Origin of the sequence: Acidovorax soli (assembly GCF_014207955.1) — a bacterium.
GTDB lineage: Bacteria > Pseudomonadota > Gammaproteobacteria > Burkholderiales > Burkholderiaceae_C > Acidovorax > Acidovorax soli_A.
Window position 1 is genome coordinate 256,931 of the sequence record NZ_JACHLK010000003.1, and the last position, 15,927, is coordinate 272,857.

Sequence of the window (15,927 nt, forward strand, 5' to 3'; positions counted from 1 at the left end):
GGCTCCCTGCCAGGATCGGAACACCCCATGAAGACGTTCACACACTGGGCCGATCGTGCTGGCTCTGCGCTGCATGCCCTCTCGGCTTTCTCCGTGGTGGGGGGAGTCGCCGCGCTGGCGTGGTTGCCGCAGCCCGAGGCGCAGCAGGGCGCCATGGCCTGCCTTGCCATCGCGGGGGGATGCACTGCGGCCCTGGCCAGCGGGGCCGCGCGCCGCGCGCGCCTGGCGGCGCAGGCCCGCACGCTGGTTCAGCGGCTGGCGGCCGGTGAGCTGGACGCCCCCCGCGATGGCCCCTCCGATGCACCCGCTTCGGACCCGCTGGTCCGGGACCTGATACAGCTGCAGGCGCGCATCGCCGCCATCGTGCACAGCGTGCATGCGGGCACGCTCGCCATCGCCACCTCCTCCGGCCAGGTCGGCAGCGACCACACACGTTTCGCCGCCATGATGGGTACGCTGTCCACGTCCATCGACGACGTGAACAGCTCCATGGGGCAGCTCACGCTGGCGCTGCAGGCCCATGCCGAGGACGCCGCGCGCGGGCACCAGATCGCCCGGGGCGTGCTGGCGCGCGCCGCCGCCGGTGGGCAGGTGATAGAGCGGCTCGTGCAGACCATGGGCAGCATCACCGGCAGCTCGCGCCGGATCGGCGAGATCATCGGTGTGATCGACAACATCGCATTCCAGACCAACATCCTTGCGCTCAACGCCGCCGTCGAGGCAGCCCGCGCGGGCGAGGCCGGCCGGGGCTTTGCCGTGGTGGCCGCCGAGGTGCGCAACCTGGCCACGCGTTCCGCCCAGGCGTCGCGCGAGGTGCGCGCCCTCATCGAGGGGGCAGCCCGCAATGTCGAGGCAGGTGCAGACATGGCCGGGCAGACGGGCCGGACCATGGCCGATCTGCTGGGTGGCGTCCAGCAGGTGGGCCAGATCATCGAAGCCATGGCCACCGCCGTTGGCCAGCAAAGCGTGGGCATCCACGCCATCGGCGCCTCCATTGCGGAAATCGACACGGTGACGCGGCAGAACGCCTCGCTCAGCCGCAACGCGGCCGAACCCGTAGCGGCGCTGCACCAGCAGGCGCTGCAGCTGGTGGGTTCGGTGGCCTCCTTCGACCTGGGCAGCCAGGCCCACGCGAGCGCCGAGGACGCCCAGGCGCTGGTGCAGCGCGCAGTGGCCCTGTTGCGCAACAAAGGCCCCGCGGCGCTGGTTGCGCAGGTCAATGTCCCCAACAACGCGGAGCTGATCGACCGGGACCTGTACTTGGTGCTCTATTCCACCGACGTGCATTGCGTAGCGCACGGAACCAACACCCGGCTGGTGGGGGTGGATGGCCGCAACTTCCAAGACCTTGATGGCAAGCACTTCGTTGCAGAGATCGTCTCCGCCGCGCAGCGCAAGAGCAGTGGCCACATCACCTACCGCTGGCTGCACCCGCTCACGCAGCAGGCCATGGCCAAGTCGGCCTACTTCGAGCGCCACGGCGAACTGGTCATCACCTGCGGCTCCTACGTGGACGCAGCAGCTTGACGCTCGGGCGTCCCTCACTTACCGTCCTGCTTGCCCTGACTCGCCACCTTCTTCATGCAAGCCACGCGCCACGCGCCGGATGACTACACGAGCCTTTCGTTCGAGGCCATCGTCGAGCAGTCCATCACCGGGATCTACGTGATCCAGGACCAGATCTTCGTCTACTCCAACGAGACCTGGGCAAACTTCTTCGGACGCCACCGCAGCGAGGTGGTGGGAATGTCGCTGCGCGATCTCGTCCCGGCATCCTTCATCGACCAGTCGCTGAGCATCTACCGCAAACGCATCGCAGGCGAGATCGACAGCGTTCGCTACATCACCCCCGCCATCCACAAGGACGGGCACATCGTGCAACTGGAGGTGCATGGCTCGCGGATGATGTACCGCGGCCGACCGGCCGTGGTGGGCGTGGGCATCGACGTGACCGAGCGCACCCAGCGCGACGCAGAACTGCGGCAGGCGCGCAGCGACCTCCAGGAGCTTGCGGCCTACATCAACCAGGAGCGCGAGCGCCAGCGCGCCCTGTATGCACGGGAGCTCCACGACGTCCTGGGTGGCCTGCTGGCCTCCATCAAGATGAACACGCAGCGCATCCTGCGCCGCATCGACGACCCCGAGCTCAAGGAGATTTCCGAGGACCTAATGCAGATCACGCGCCAGGCGATCCGGTCGGTGCGTGAGATGTCGGAGGAACTCCGCCCCAGCGGCCTGGACCACCTGGGACTGTCCTCCACCATGCACCGAGAGTTGCGCCAGTTCGGCGCGCGCCATGGCCTGCAATGCCACTGGCAGGTGGTTGGCGAACCGGGAGAACTGGGCATCGACCGTGCGACCAGTGTGTTCCGGATCTTTCAGGAGGCGCTCATCAACATTGCCAAGCATGCCGGCGCGGGCGAAGTGTGGGTGGAACTGCGGCAGGACGAGTCCCATCTGCTGACGTTGGAGATTCGCGATGATGGCGTTGGCTTGTCGCCCGGTCCGTACCGCAATGACGCTCGCGGGGTGCTGGGAATGAAGGAGCGGGCCCGCGATCTCGGCGGCACCCTGGACCTGCAGCCCGAACCGGCTGGCGGCACCCGGCTTTTCCTTACTGTTCCCGTCAGGCCATGATCAAGATACTCGTAGTGGACGACCACACCATCTTCCGCTCGGGACTGCGCAAGCTGCTCTCGGACGAGCCCGACATGCGTGTGGACGACGAGGCGCGCGACGTCGGCGAAATGCTGGCCAAACTGCGCCGCGCGTCTTTCGATGTGGTGCTGCTGGATGTGAGCATGGCCGGGCGCAGCGGGCTGGAGGCCATGCCCTCGGTGCGTGCCGAGTTTCCGAAGCTGCCCGTGCTGTTCTTGTCCATGTACCCGGCGGAGCAGTATGCCGTGGTGGCGCTGCGCGCCGGTGCCAGCGGCTACCTCACGAAGGATGCCGAGTCGGAGGAGCTGATCCTGGCCATCCGCGAGGTGGCTGCGGGCAGGCGCTACCTCAGCAGCACGGCGGCCCAGCGCCTCCTGCTGCAGACCGTGGGGGGCGATGACGACCAGCCCCCCCACCACCGCCTGTCGGCGCGCGAGCACCAGATCATGCTGATGATCGTTCAGGGCATCTCACTGACCGAGATCGGCAAGCAGATGTTCATCAGCGTTAAGACCGTCAGCTCCACCCGTACACGCATCCTTCAGAAGATCGGGGTGGATAACAATGCCGAACTGGTGCTGTACGCGGTGAGACACAGAATCGTGCACGGCTAGCCGCGCCATCGGAATCCCCGGTTGAATTCATATGCGCGCGATTTTGGCTCCCGCCACTGACTGAAGCGTCAATACACAGGCGAGCTGCGGCTGGGCAGCCGCACACCGCGAAAGGTCAACGACACCAACACCTTGGTGCCTGCCAATCTTCTCGATGCTCAGAAGACGCTGGAGGTGGTTCGGAGCAGCAAAAATTGTCTACTTCACTGCGGGCCTCCCGCCCGACACGCAGTTGTGGGAGACGCAATTCGCCACCATGCTCAAGCACGGCCTCCAGTGCCACGATCTCGAGCTGCTGGCCCAGCAGGTCTTGAGGAACTTGAGCGCATGCACGCCGCTGGTGGCGCCCGAGTTCTCGTCCATGGGCTTGTTGGCCATCTGACCGCCATCGACCTTGCTGAAAAAGCCATTGTCAAAGTGCGCCGCCAGCATTGCTGCCTGGCCCTCGGGCTTCACGCGCACGCCATCGGCCCGGGGCTCCCGCGCCACGTCGATCTTATGGCAGCGCCGGTCGCAGGCCTGCACCCTCTTAAGCTTGTCGGCCGGGTACGTTTCGAGCTAGTCTTTGTGACCACCGAACTGCACTAGGTAGCCGCCCCTTACGGCGATGGCCGACCAGTCCTCTACCGGCCGCCATGTCGCACTTACCGTAGCAATGTAGCGCGGCACCCCGGTCTACAACCAGCATCGGCAGCGCCGAAGAGCTATGTGGGCCCGCCCAGCATAGTCATCAGGGAGATCAGCAAGCAACTGAATGTGTGCCCGAAGCTGAACTTTCCTGCGGGAAATCCTTGCGAGAACGTAGCATAGAGCTTCGCAAGCAAATTCTTGCTGAAAAGCCATATGGAGAGAACGGCCCTGACGAATCCACTCGAGTACGCGCCGTGATCGCCTATGACCTGCTGCGTGAGCGAGGCCCTGCTTTGGCGCCGCCATTCTTTTCCGCCTACATGGATTTCGTGGAGAACGGCCTGATGGTCTACGCGAACGGAATCGACTGGGGCGCGGGAGCCACGGCCGATGCCAGCAATGCCGAGTATCCGACCATGCGGGGCGCGGACCCACGCGTCAATCCTGATCGGCGAATCTTCTGGACGCCCGTGTACTTTGATAGCCAAGCCAAGGCATGGATGGTGTCGGTTATTCAGCCTCTGGATTGGCAAGGCCGTTGGGTGGGAACGATTGGCCACGACCTGTCGGTCGAGACCTTGCTCAACGCTGTCGCAGCCACCCGAGACCATGAGGGATTGCAGTTGATCCTCAGTGCAGATGGCAACTTGATATCGCATCCCCAACTGCGCGACCGGATCGCTGCAGCGCAAGGGCAGTTGCAGGTGGCCAATTTGAAGGACCCCGTGCTGGAACAGGTCTACCGCATGGTCTCCACATCAAGGACTGACAGTGGTGCTGGCCGGATTCCGGACGGCAGCCAGTGGGTCGCCTGGTCACGCATCCAGGGACCGGGCTGGTTTCAGATTTACGTCATGCCGCAGTCCCTGGTGAATGGCGTCGTAGCAAAGGGACTTGCGGTGTTGTGCGGCATTGGGCTGCTCAGCTTGGTCCCCGTGATCTGGGCGATGCGCAGGATGGTTCATCGGCATGTGACCCGCCCCTTGTATCGGCTTACTGAGGCAGTAGACCAGGTGGGCCAGGGGCATACGCCTGCGCCTATCGCGATCCAGACGGAAGATGAACTGGGCCGATTGGCAAAAGCATTCGATGGCATGGTGATGGAGCTTGCGCAAAAGCGAGCATCAGAGACCGCGCATGCACAGAGACTGGAGTTCGAGATCGAAGAGCGGCGGCAGTACATGACGAGTATGGAGGAGGAGCGTGCACGCCTGCTGGCGCTTCTGGGGGCGATGAACATGGGCATCCTCTTCGTCACCGCCGAGAACGAAGTTAAGTACTGCAATTCCATGTTCCTGAAGATCTGGCACATGCCGCAGGAGGGAGCATTCTTCGTTGGTCGCTCGGTTCGCGATGTTTTCAATGAAGTCGGCCGGGGCAAAGAGCATTTGGCAGCGCTGGAACGCCACGTGAGAGAGGTTGCTGCTACGCCCCATCAATCCAGTCGATATGAGTTCGACGTGAGTGAAGGCCACACCTTGCTACTGACCTCTCACCCCGTTCATGACAGTGATAAGCGCTACATCGGCAGGCTTTGGATTCATGAGGACGTAACGCGCGAGCGGGAGATTGCGGCTCAGTTGATCTATCTTGCCGAGCGGGACGCACTCACGGGCTTGTACAACCGGCGCAGATTCGAGGATGAGCTCGTTCGATTCTTCAAAGACCACGAACGAAGTGCTCGCCAGGGCGCGCTGATCTTCTTCGATCTGGATGAGTTCAAGGTGATCAATGACACCTTTGGCCATAGCGTCGGCGATACGGTGCTCCTGCGGGTAAGTGGAGAACTGCGTGCCCTTGTGCGCCAAACCGACATTCTCAGCCGGTTGGGGGGCGACGAGTTTGCAGTGCTGATGCCCAACGCAACCGTCGAGGAGGCGCAACTTCTGGCCGAACGTATCGTGCGCGGCGTTTCCAGAACACCTCTCTCTATTCTTGGACAGAGCTTGCGACTGACAACAAGCCTGGGAATCGCCCAAGTCCCCCTGCATGCCAACAATGCTGAAGATCTTGTGGCTCACGCGGATGCAGCCATGTACCAAGCCAAGCAGATGGGCAAGAACTGTTGGTCGGTCTATCGTCCTGACAGAAATGCGTCGCAAGAGATGATCAACCGGCTCGCCTGGAACGATCGGATCTCACGCGCGATTGAACTAGGACTCTTGAGGTTGCATTACCAGGGGGTGTACGAAACAGCGTCTGGAGAACTTGCCCACCTGGAGGCGCTTGTGCGCATGGTCGACGAGGGAAATCCTGAGCGACTGATCCCACCAGGCCAGTTCATTGGGTACGCGGAGAAGAGCGGAAAAATCCTGGAAGTCGATCGCTGGGTTGTGCGCGAGAGCATCTCAGTGCTCTCCAAGACTCCACATCTTCCTGCACTGGCAATCAACATCTCTGCCCGCTCTTTCGATGATCCGAATCTCCCCGCATTCATTGCCGCCCAACTGCAGGAGGCTGGGGTCGATCCGCGCAGGCTGCTGGTGGAGCTGACAGAAACCTCCGCAGTGTCCGATCTGCGCGATGCGGAGCGGTTCATCAACGCACTGCAGCGCACAGGATGCCATGTGTGCCTGGATGACTTTGGGACGGGTTTCGCGTCGTTTGCTTACCTCAAGCATCTGAAGGTTGACATACTGAAGATCGATGGCCTGTTCATACGTAACCTCACCCGAGAGCAAGACAATCAAGTGTTTGTGCGCTCCATCATTGATGTTGCGAGAGGTCTCGGCAAGAAGACTGTCGCCGAGTTCGTCGAGAGCCAGGAAATCCTCTTCATGCTGCAGGCATTCGGCGTTGACATGGTGCAAGGCTACCATCTGGACCAGCCACAAGCTCTGCATCCGGCGCTCGTAGCGCCTCGGCAATGAGATGGTTGACGCGCCACTTTCACGTTGTGCAGAGCCATGCCTATAAGCTACTCCCGGGTGAGGGCTTTCTCAAACTTTTTTAAGTGATAGTCGATTTCGTATTGCAGATCAGCTACCGAATTGGTCCATCGTGCATTGGCAGGGCGAGTATGGGTGGGGCTACGCATAGCGCTGTAGGCCTTGCTCATGGCTGCTTGGAATAGTGCTTCGAACCAGGTTTCCGCTTCATGGCCTTTCAGTCTTTTCTGTATCTTTTTACGCGCTAGAAGGTCTTTCTTCAAAGCACTGTAGGCAGTGGTTGCTTGCTGCTCAAACAGGCCGCTCGATTGAGCCTTCTTTCCAAGCACAGACAGTGCATCAGCCCTAAATTTGAAGTGGCGTAGTTCTGCAGCTCTTTCCGCTAGCATGCTTTCTCCCAACGGGTAATGACACAGATTATGTTGGGGTGGCAGCAAATGCGGAAGTACGAAAGTGCCAACGGTTGTGGGCGCCAATGACAAGTCGATTGACCAGTACGTCGCATGCCCGAGGCGACGGCCGTTTGATCTTGAGCTGCGTCCTCACGATTCAAACTGGCCTTTTTGTGTTTGGGAACTACCCATGTTGTTGCCTCTGACCTGAAGGCGTAAGATGTGCGTGCCGGGGCTCCCTCCGGCACCCTCCCTTATTGCCCGCTTCGTGCGGGCTTTTTTCCTTGCTGCTTCTTTGCCGAGTTGTTTGTCACGAGGCCCTGGCAACTGCTTGAGGGAATCGTGGCGGCTCAACGTCACTACGGCAATGCTCTTGTGGCCAAACATAACTCTCCATCGCATGGATGGACTGCTTCGGGTTCATAGCTTATGTTTGTGAAGAGGCCTGCGTTATAGAGGCTACGCATGTTCAACGCCGCAGATTTCGAAGAAAGGCAAATTGGTGAGTCAGCACGGCGGATGCCGCTATGCATGCGCGAAGAAATTTGCCTCTCAGTAGTGCTGGCCTCCTCTGCTACCACCCAACGCACGTCAGAATCTGAACGCTGCTGTTGAGCAAGGAGATCTATGCTGGCTCGGCCGGATGCCGCCCTATTTACGGCGACGAGTCTGGAGTTTTCGGGTCAGGTGCCTCATTCGGATGAACAGGCTGCTCGGTGCTAGGAGGCAGGTCTCCTGGCGGGCGTGGCAGGTTGTCGGGTACGCGGTGCAGTGGGTGGTCTTTTGGATCGGTGGCCATAGTGCGCTTCTTTTGCAGAACACACATTGGGCTCCGCATCTTGCAGTCGCCTGGTAGGACAGAATGCCGAGCCGGCCGCTCTAACCCAGCTCTTGCGAAGGCGAGTTTAGGATCATGGTCAACTCCAGCATCAGCCGGTGCATCTCCTCAACTTGCGTCTCCGGCAATGGCAGTGCAAGCGCGTCAGCATGCACTCGCTCGGTAGCCTCCTGCATCTTCGCCGCAGCCACCTTCTTGGCGCCTGGGGGCAGCGAAGCCGCGATCATCCATAGCCCCACCTGCAATGCACCAAGGCGGCCGAGCATCAGGTCCAAGCTCTGTTTAAGGTCTTCGTGCACTGCATGTCCCAAGCGTGAAATGGAAAGCCAGGTCCGATATTTGCCGCGCACGAGCAGTGGGCGTGTAGGAGGTTGAGCTCCCTGCAGGTGAAATTTTTTCGACGTGGCTCAAGAATTGGCATTTTGGACGGCAACTACAAATGATCCTAACGGCAAAGTGCCACCTGGTCGGGGTGATTCAGACAGTACAGAACTCAGAGGTGAGGGCAGGAAAAAGCCCGCGCGCGGCGGGCCTGAACGAAGGTAACCTGCAATGGCTGGCACCTCAAAGGTAGTGGGCTCAATCCTTGGTGCCAGGCCTGCCGGTGTAGGGGTTCACATTGCCCTTCTGGGACCAGTTGTCCTTCTTCGTATCGTTGGGATTGGTGGCATGGTGTGGCGGGACATAGGTGCCATTCTTCGTGGTATGACCTTTTACCGAATGGCTGCCGCCGGAGCCGTGCGAGTACGAGCTATGGCTGGAACTGTGCCCTCCCCCGCCTTTCGCCGCGGCGACGCCGCACACAAATAATGTCGCGATCACGATCAGCGTTTTCTTCATGTAGGAATTCCTCTCCACGCCAAAATCGGCGCATCTGCGATGCTGCGCACGGTTGGAGAGCGTAGCAAGAGAATTTTTACCGGGAAATGGGTGTATTTGAGGCAGGTCAAACCAGTTGAGCGCCACCAGAGTGCGATGCTACATTCCGCACAGGAGGCGATATGAAAACCCTGAAGTGCGCTTTCTCCTGGCTGCCTGACGTTGTTCAGTCTAGTGCGCTGAGGACTTCTTTGCCAACCAGGGTGGCTCTTATCCTCCACGAGTGGGGTAAAGGCGGCAGAACTCGTTTCAGCAATTTCGTTGGCGATGGCACTATCCCTGTGAAGGCCACTGTGAAATTTAGGGTTGGCCTCGACACTTCTGCTTGGCAGGACCTGATTGAGATCGCGAAGAAAGAAAGCATCTGCTGTGAACAGATGAAAGAGCCGCCTGCTGCCGCTTGAAGATCTCGCTAGAACTGAGCGCAGGCACGACGCTGGCGCAATTTCTGAAGGACATGGCTGCGGCCGGCGCCATCCGCGTGGATGCCATCCGCGAGGTCACGGTGACTGGCGATGCGGGCAACAACACCATCAGCCCGACCTTGGGCCTGGAGCGCTATGTGGATGGCGGGGCGGGCACCGATACGTCGCAATCCCGGCCACCCTGACTCAGACCATGCACAGCAGAACGCCAATGGATCCTTTTACGCATGCAGCGCATGACCGATGAGGCATGCTGGATGTGACGGGGGTGGAGCGCGCGAGCTTCAGCGATACCAAGCTGGCCTTGGATATCTCGGGCAATGCGGGCCAGACGGCCAAGCTGCTCGGGGCCCTGGCCGGGCCCGGGATTCTGGCCAACAAGGGCATCGTGGGCGAGGTGATCCGGCTGCTCGATGCCGGGGCCACCAGCCAGACCATTGCGGGCCTGGGCTGCCGCTCCTGGAGGGGAGCACCCCCACCCAGACACTGTGGACCAACGTCATGGGCCGGGCGGGGACGAATGGCGAGCTCAAGCTGCTCACCGGCATCATGGCCGGGGACACCAGTGCGGCCGAGCTGGTGGTAATGGCGGCCAATCTGGACCTCAATCCAATCCGCATCAATCTGGTGGGGCTGGCGACGAAGGGCTGGAGTTTGTTTAACCTAGTTGTGTGCGGTCGTCGTGACACCCGAGCACAGGCCGCTTAGCCTTACCAATGACCGATTTGGCGGACGCGCTTTGGAGAAACGGCCGGTCTAATTCTTTGTACTCAAGAAGCGGTCGATGCGATGTGTAGATCCAGTTGTTTGACGCCGTCGAACGAGTCCCACTGGATGGCTTTCCCGAGATCAGCGAGATGAGCGCTCGACCTGTGCGAGCTCAACTTTCTCTTCGGCTAAATGTGTAGGGCAGAGCCGAAAGCCTTTTTTCCCTCACAAGCGGCGGCATGGACAAACCAAGTAGGAGTGCAGCCAATGGCACAACGCAAATGAAGCCGATGCGATTGAAGCCGAAGGCACCTACAAATCCTCCAAAGACAAACATCAAGATCAGCCCTGCAACGCGCTTCATTCGGACTACGTCGCAATGCATCTGTGATGGTTGTGGGCCATGTCGAAAGCCCTTGTAAGCCCACTTGCCCAGCTCCATGCCTAGATCGGTGATGTTGCCGGTCATGTGCGTAGTACGGATGGTGCCGCGTGAGGTCTTGGAGCCGACTGCGTTTTGCAGTCCCATGATGAAGGACAACAGCAGCACGGTCATAGGCACGGCAAATGGGGTGGACCAAGTGAGCATCACCGCGCCTGCAATGCCAAAAACCAGCAAGAGCACCGCTTCAAGAAGCAAGGGCGGGGCATAAATGGCACGCAGCCGGTGTGCGCGCGCCCAACTGACTAGCACCGCGCACGCAGCGGCTCCCGCGACAAAAGCGCATATCGCCCCCAGGGCAGCTAGAAGAAGCGGTCTGTTGCCAGTCACTCCACTGTCGGCAAGCTGCGAGGCAAAGCCTGTCATGTGCGACGTATAGGCATGCAGAACTAGAAATCCGCCTGCATTGACGGCCCCGGCGTTGAATGCCAAAAGCAGTCCAAAGGCGCTGTTCGTCGAACGAGACCGGTGGCGGTAGGTGAGGAATCTGATCCTGCGCATTGCGACAGTATGCGCTTCGCCCCGGGGAAGGCGACCTGACGCACCAGTGGTTGTATTCGCAATCTCGGGAAAAAGGATGACAAACCCGCGCTGCTGTCCTACCGACAATAACGTTGCGCCAGCCATGAGAAATTGCGCAGGCAACCTCTGGCGGACGAATTGCGCCTGTTTCCAAATACCTTTCTCCCGAAAGACAGTTTCATGATTCGCGTAGGAATTGTTGACGACCATCAAATAATCCGATCTGGCCTGCGCCAGTTTTTATCAGAGCACGTCGATATCCGGGTAGTTGGCGAGGCTGCCAACGGCCGTGAGGCGATCGACTTGGTTCGCGCGCACGAGATTGATGTACTGCTCCTTGACCTGTCGATGCCAGGACAAGGCGGCCTAGATGCCATAGACATGCTGCGTGCAAAGGCCCCGGACATGGGTATCCTCATTCTGTCTGGTTACCCAGAAGAGCAATATGCGCTCAACCTCATCCGCAAAGGCGCCAGCGGCTATCTGAACAAGGACTGCGACCCGAACCAGATCCTGGAGGCCATCCGTGTCATCGCGCTGGGAAAACGATTCCTAACTCCAGCAGTTGCCGACCTACTCGCCCAGCAACTCAACCGCCCAGCCGACGTCCCTTTGCACGAGCAGCTTTCGGATCGCGAGATGCAGGTTTTCCTTAAGCTCGCCCGGGGCGATACGGTCAGTGAGATCGGCGAAGCGCTTTCACTTAGTGTCAAGACTGTGAGTACCTACCGAACCCGCTTGATGGAGAAGCTCAATCTTTTCTCAAACAGCGACCTGACGTACTACGCGCTCAAGCAGAACCTGATCGATTGAGCCCTTGACAGTTGATTGCGCTACTTGCCATGGGCAATGCGTACAGAGGGCTTGCAGGTCGAAGGTAGCCGAGCTGTACTGGTTTCCAGGCAATCGTGGCCACCGCTGCATACTGGTGTCTGCTGGTACACAATCCGCCCATGACAACCTTCTCCAATGCATTCCGCTCTGAAGTCGTTCGCATGGCTCGCAAGGAGCTCAAGCCTGAGCTCCAGGGCATGCGCAAATCACTGACCGCCCATCGCTCGGAGATTGCTGCGCTCAAGCGCGAGGTCAAATCCCTCACATCGCAGCTCAAAACCGCCCAGCGCCAAGCCAAGGCACCCGTGAAAGCGGCGGTAGAGGAAGAAGCACCCGCGCGCATAGGCGGTCGCAAATGGGTGTTCAAGCCCGAGGCCTTGGCAGCCAAACGCAAAGAGTTTGGTCTTTCAGCCAAAGAGATGGGCAAGCTGCTTCAGGCAGGTCACCTATCGGTCTACCGTTGGGAGTCCGGCAAGGCATACCCGCGCGCAGCGCAGCTGGAACGGATCCACGAGGTTCTCGGCCTGGGTAAGCGCAAAGCCCTCGCTCTACTCGCCGAGGCCCAGTAGCAGTCTTTGCAACTTTGTCCGGTTGCTCAAAGCGTCATCACATTGAGTTCACCCCCAAGCACCTCCCTGGCCAGCGGCACCAGGTGATCATGGTGGGTCAGGAAGATCACCTGCATCTTCCTCGACAGCGCACCGAGCACCTGCAGCCCGGCCGCTGTGCGCCGGTCATCGAAGTTGATGAACAGGTCATCCGCGATCAGCGGCATGTTCAGGCCCTGCTCGATCTGCAACTCCAGGGCCGACAGGCGCAGTGCCAGGTACAGCTGGTCCCGTGACCCCTCGCTCATCCCTGCAACCTCCACCTGGGCACCGTTGGGACGAATCCCGAAGAGCTTGGGTTTTTCGTCAGCGCCGTCCACGAGCAGGCGCTCGAACGAGCCCATGGTCAGCGTGTTGAACGTCGCCGATGCCTTGGCCAGCATCGGGCCTTGCCGGGTCTCACGGAATTTCTCCATGGACCACCGCAGGAGGCGCGCTGCCGTGTGTAGCTTGAGGTAGCGTTCTGCCGCGTCGGCCATGGACGCGACCGCTTCCTGGCGGCGTGCGTCGGCCCTGGCAGCAGCGTCCGTTCCGTCCAGGGCCTCAAAGGCCTTGCGCTGGGTTCCATGCTGGCCGCTCAACTGGGCGATCTCTTCTACCAGGTGCGCGGACTGCCCGCTCAGACGTTCTATCTCGGCCATCAGCTCGTCGGGAGCAACGCCTTGGGCTTCTTGGCGGAGTTCTTCCAGGCCCAGGCCATCTCCACCGTGTGCCAGGTCCGACTGCACTTCGCTGATCTTGGCATCCAACGCCCGGCGTTGTTCGGACTGCTCTGCTGCGGCAGCCAGCGATTGGATGTCATCGGCGTCAGCGATACCGGCCGTGGCCATCAATGGCGCCAGGCGTGCGCGCTGTGCATCTTGGCGCTGCTGGACTTCGCCGAGATCTGCCTCAACCCGGGCTTGCCTGGTTTTCAGTTCACGCTGGGTTTTCTCGGATTGCTTGGCGGTCGCGAGGCGCGTGCTGAGTTCCTGGGCGATTGCACCAGCATCCTGCCCCACAAGGTCGGGGGCGGCACGTTGTGCCAAAGCTTCAGCAAATGCCTTCAAGTCTTCGAGGTCCATCTGCTTAGGCTCGATGCGCTCGCTGCGAGTACTCCGGATCAGAGTCAGCAGGCGCTCGACCTCCTGGATGGACTCGGACTCCGCTTCAACCTGCCCGGGATCCGTGCCGCTTTCGTAACCTGCGGCTGCCACGGCCGCCTGCCAAGCGGTTTCCCATTCGATCCAGGCGACTCGTGCTTGCTGCACGGCACTTTGCAGTCTGGGAACCATGGTCTGGCCATCGGCCACCTGCTGCTCCAGCGCACTGCGCTGGCCTTGCGCCTGGTCCACCGCGACCAGCAGCTTGCGCGCCCGCTGCAGGCCTTCATGGAGGGCGGGCGTCTCCGTGCTTTCTGCCTCGCCGCCGAGCATCGACCAGATGGCGGCTGCGAGCTCGGCGCCGGCGGCCACCAGGCGCTCGTGCTGTTGGTCGAACTGGACCAGATCGGCGCTGATGTCTAGTACCGCTCTGCGTTGGCGCAGCCATGCTGGCGCCATCTCCAGCGGGAGTTGGGGCAGTCCGCTGGCTTCCGCCATCGTCTGCCATTGGCGCACGCGGGCTGCATTCCGGTCAGTTGCTGCTTGCAGCCTTGCGTGCAGTCCTTGCAGTTCCAGGCGCACATGCTCGATGCGCTCGGCCTTGGAGCGGTAGTTGGCTTCATGCTGGACGCGGTCGAGCCGGGTGTCGGCGAGCACGTCGGCCTTGGTCACCCATTGCTCATAGGCGTTTGCCTTTGCGGACAACTCACCTGGTGTTGCCTTGATCGCCTTCCACTGTTGGTCTCGCGACTGGCGTGCCTCGTCGACCTGTTCCCGGGTCACCGGCTGGAAGTCCTGCACGAATTGCTGCAGCTCCAGTTCCAGTCGCTGGAGTTCTTCGGTCTTCGCAGCTACCGCATCTTGCAGCGCCTGGGCTTCGGCGGAGCCGGTGCGGGTTTCTTCAAGCAGGCTTTGCACGACCGCTTCGTCAGGGACCAGCATGCCGGCGAGGGCCTCGGGGTCCGCCCTCCATTTGCCGAGGCCTGCCAGGGCTGTGGCCAGGGCCGAATTTTGCGCGTCCACTCTCTGGGCCAATTGAGAGACGGCTCCGGCATGGTCGCCAAGCTTCAAGGCTTTCTCGACAGCGCTTGCCAGACCTGGATGCACTTCGCGGGCCACCAGGCGATCCAGGGATTGCTGGGCCTGTTCCATCTGCTGCTCGCGGTCGGCCAATGCGGACTGGGCGCTGCGCAGTTGCTGGTTCAACGTACCCCGCTCTTTGAGCAGGGTCGCCAGGCGGTTGCGCGTGGTCGCGGCCGGCAGGCGCTTGCGCACGGTGTCTTCGGTGTCGTTTGCCCAGCCCAGGCCGCTGGCGAGTTCTTGCACGCGCATCCAATGGGTCTGGATCTCTTCGGTGCGCTTGACGATGTCTGCCCTGTGGCTGCGGTACTGCAATCTGCGTTCGTCGAGGTCGGTGATGTCCGCGGCTACGGTCAGCAGGGTCTGGTCGACCTGGATATCGCTCAGCTGGGATCGCAGCGTCGAGGATTCCTGTTCGAGGCGCTGGCTGTCTGCCTGCGCCAGGGCCATGGCCTGGGAGGCTTCTCGGATGGTGGTGGATGCGTTCTCGGGCAGCAGTGGAATCGCATCGGTGAGGCCGAGTGCTTCTTTCTGGACTTGGGCGGCATCCAGTGCCTGCAGCATGGGGCGGACACGTCGGATGCGCTCCAGCTGGTTCAACTGCAGGCGGGTTTCCCGGTCGCGTTGGCGGGCGTCGGTGAGGGCCTGCTCGGTTGCGATCAGGGCGTCGTGCTGGGTTTTCCACTCCTTGGTTTTGAGCACAGCCTGCTTCAGTTCGGCGGTCGCAGTCTCATGGCTCTGGAGTGCTTGATAGTAGACCCGGGAGCCTGCCTTCTTCGGTCCCCACAAAGCGTCTGCTTCTGCCTCCAGCTTTTGCAAAACACTGGCAAGGCCTTCAATGCCTGCGGCCGACTGGAACAGCAACCGGCCAACGTCGTCCGATGCCTGCAGGATGCCGGCGCCGCCTTCGACGAGCGTGGAGTGGTCCAGGGCATACATGCGCGTGAAGGCCTGCAGTTGCATGCCGCCCAGCCAGGGCTGCAGCACAGCATCCTGCAGCACCGCGTCGTCGGGCGAGCGCACCGTGTTCTTGTTGCCCTTCGTGCGGTCGTAGGCCAGTTGCTGTGGCTCGCCGGTTCCCGAACCCATGCGTTCCAGCACGCCGCCGATCCGCAGTTCTGGCATTGGGTGGAGGAAGGCCAGAGGAGTTTTGACCGGAATGCCGAACAGCCAGTCTCCGATGGCGGAGCGGACGGTGGACTTGCCGGCTTCGTTGGGGCCCACGATGAGGTGAATGTCCCTGGCCTGCTGGGGCAGCGACAGGTGGCGGTCGGTGAATTTGCCGTACCGGATCAGCTTGAGTTCGCGGATGCGCATGGGGGTCGAG

15 protein-coding genes and 1 pseudogene are annotated in these 15,927 nt (G+C 61.1%); 10 read left to right on the forward strand and 6 right to left on the reverse strand.

All coding sequences use genetic code 11. The annotated features are described in order from the left end of the window. Positions 1 to 27: 27 nt before the first annotated feature. The 4 genes and pseudogenes from HNP48_RS09915 to HNP48_RS35345 form a co-directional block, all read left to right on the forward strand. Positions 28 to 1,527 (forward strand): methyl-accepting chemotaxis protein, encoded by a 1,500-nt coding sequence (locus tag HNP48_RS09915; protein ID WP_221480161.1) that lies wholly within the window; start codon positions 28 to 30, stop codon positions 1,525 to 1,527. A 54-nt stretch (positions 1,528 to 1,581) separates the two neighbouring features. Further along, positions 1,582 to 2,637, forward strand: a complete 1,056-nt coding sequence (locus HNP48_RS09920; RefSeq protein WP_184856750.1) for a PAS domain-containing sensor histidine kinase — start codon at positions 1,582 to 1,584, stop codon at positions 2,635 to 2,637. Next, positions 2,634 to 3,272, forward strand: coding sequence for a response regulator transcription factor (locus tag HNP48_RS09925; protein ID WP_184856751.1), 639 nt, complete (start codon positions 2,634 to 2,636; stop codon positions 3,270 to 3,272). The genes HNP48_RS09920 and HNP48_RS09925 overlap by 4 nt, the downstream gene beginning before the upstream one ends. Before the next feature lie 60 nt (positions 3,273 to 3,332). Beyond that, positions 3,333 to 3,546 (forward strand): annotated as a pseudogene (locus HNP48_RS35345) (NAD-dependent dehydratase); the annotation flags it as partial. Here HNP48_RS35345 and HNP48_RS09930 read toward each other — a convergent pair. Beyond that, positions 3,471 to 3,761, reverse strand: a complete 291-nt coding sequence (locus HNP48_RS09930) for a hypothetical protein (RefSeq protein WP_184856752.1) — start codon at positions 3,759 to 3,761, stop codon at positions 3,471 to 3,473. The pseudogene HNP48_RS35345 and the gene HNP48_RS09930 sit on opposite strands and share 76 nt — an antisense overlap. Before the next feature lie 269 nt (positions 3,762 to 4,030). Between HNP48_RS09930 and HNP48_RS09935 the strand changes: the two genes are divergently transcribed. After that, positions 4,031 to 6,772 (forward strand): EAL domain-containing protein, encoded by a 2,742-nt coding sequence (locus tag HNP48_RS09935; RefSeq protein ID WP_184856753.1) that lies wholly within the window; start codon positions 4,031 to 4,033, stop codon positions 6,770 to 6,772. A 47-nt stretch (positions 6,773 to 6,819) separates the two neighbouring features. On the opposite strand, the gene HNP48_RS09940 is transcribed toward HNP48_RS09935, so the two are convergent. From HNP48_RS09940 to HNP48_RS09950, 3 genes are all read right to left on the reverse strand, one after another. Further along, positions 6,820 to 7,179 carry a hypothetical protein gene (locus tag HNP48_RS09940; RefSeq protein ID WP_184856754.1) on the reverse strand — a complete coding sequence of 120 codons (360 nt, stop codon included), beginning with the start codon at positions 7,177 to 7,179 and terminating at the stop codon, positions 6,820 to 6,822. An 882-nt stretch (positions 7,180 to 8,061) separates the two neighbouring features. Continuing rightward, on the reverse strand, positions 8,062 to 8,319 hold the full coding sequence (locus tag HNP48_RS09945) for a hypothetical protein (protein ID WP_184856755.1): 258 nt from the start codon (positions 8,317 to 8,319) through the stop codon (positions 8,062 to 8,064). Between the two features lie 280 nt (positions 8,320 to 8,599). Next, on the reverse strand, positions 8,600 to 8,860 hold the full coding sequence (locus HNP48_RS09950) for a hypothetical protein (RefSeq protein WP_184856756.1): 261 nt from the start codon (positions 8,858 to 8,860) through the stop codon (positions 8,600 to 8,602). Between the two features lie 161 nt (positions 8,861 to 9,021). Here HNP48_RS09950 and HNP48_RS09955 point away from each other — a divergent pair, with 161 nt between their 5' ends. The 3 genes from HNP48_RS09955 (at position 9,022) to HNP48_RS09965 (ending at position 10,032) form a co-directional block, all read left to right on the forward strand. Continuing rightward, a complete protein-coding gene (locus tag HNP48_RS09955) occupies positions 9,022 to 9,303 on the forward strand; it encodes a hypothetical protein (protein WP_184856757.1) in 282 nt (93 codons plus the stop codon). Beyond that, positions 9,300 to 9,509 (forward strand): hypothetical protein, encoded by a 210-nt coding sequence (locus HNP48_RS09960; protein WP_184856758.1) that lies wholly within the window; start codon positions 9,300 to 9,302, stop codon positions 9,507 to 9,509. The genes HNP48_RS09955 and HNP48_RS09960 overlap by 4 nt, the downstream gene beginning before the upstream one ends. Positions 9,510 to 9,825: 316 nt before the next feature. Beyond that, on the forward strand, positions 9,826 to 10,032 hold the full coding sequence (locus HNP48_RS09965) for a hypothetical protein (protein ID WP_184856759.1): 207 nt from the start codon (positions 9,826 to 9,828) through the stop codon (positions 10,030 to 10,032). Between the two features lie 172 nt (positions 10,033 to 10,204). Here the strand turns inward: HNP48_RS09965 and HNP48_RS09970 are convergent, their stop codons facing one another. Beyond that, positions 10,205 to 10,975: a YoaK family protein gene (locus tag HNP48_RS09970; protein ID WP_184857093.1), complete on the reverse strand. Its 771-nt coding sequence runs from the start codon at positions 10,973 to 10,975 to the stop codon at positions 10,205 to 10,207. A gap of 201 nt (positions 10,976 to 11,176) precedes the next feature. Between HNP48_RS09970 and HNP48_RS09975 the strand changes: the two genes are divergently transcribed. Further along, positions 11,177 to 11,809 carry a response regulator transcription factor gene (locus HNP48_RS09975; protein ID WP_184856760.1) on the forward strand — a complete coding sequence of 211 codons (633 nt, stop codon included), beginning with the start codon at positions 11,177 to 11,179 and terminating at the stop codon, positions 11,807 to 11,809. 140 nt (positions 11,810 to 11,949) lie between these two features. Beyond that, positions 11,950 to 12,399 (forward strand): helix-turn-helix transcriptional regulator, encoded by a 450-nt coding sequence (locus HNP48_RS09980; protein ID WP_184856761.1) that lies wholly within the window; start codon positions 11,950 to 11,952, stop codon positions 12,397 to 12,399. Between the two features lie 26 nt (positions 12,400 to 12,425). Here the strand turns inward: HNP48_RS09980 and HNP48_RS09985 are convergent, their stop codons facing one another. Beyond that, positions 12,426 to 15,917, reverse strand: coding sequence for a YhaN family protein (locus HNP48_RS09985; RefSeq protein WP_184856762.1), 3,492 nt, complete (start codon positions 15,915 to 15,917; stop codon positions 12,426 to 12,428). Positions 15,918 to 15,927 lie beyond the last annotated feature (10 nt).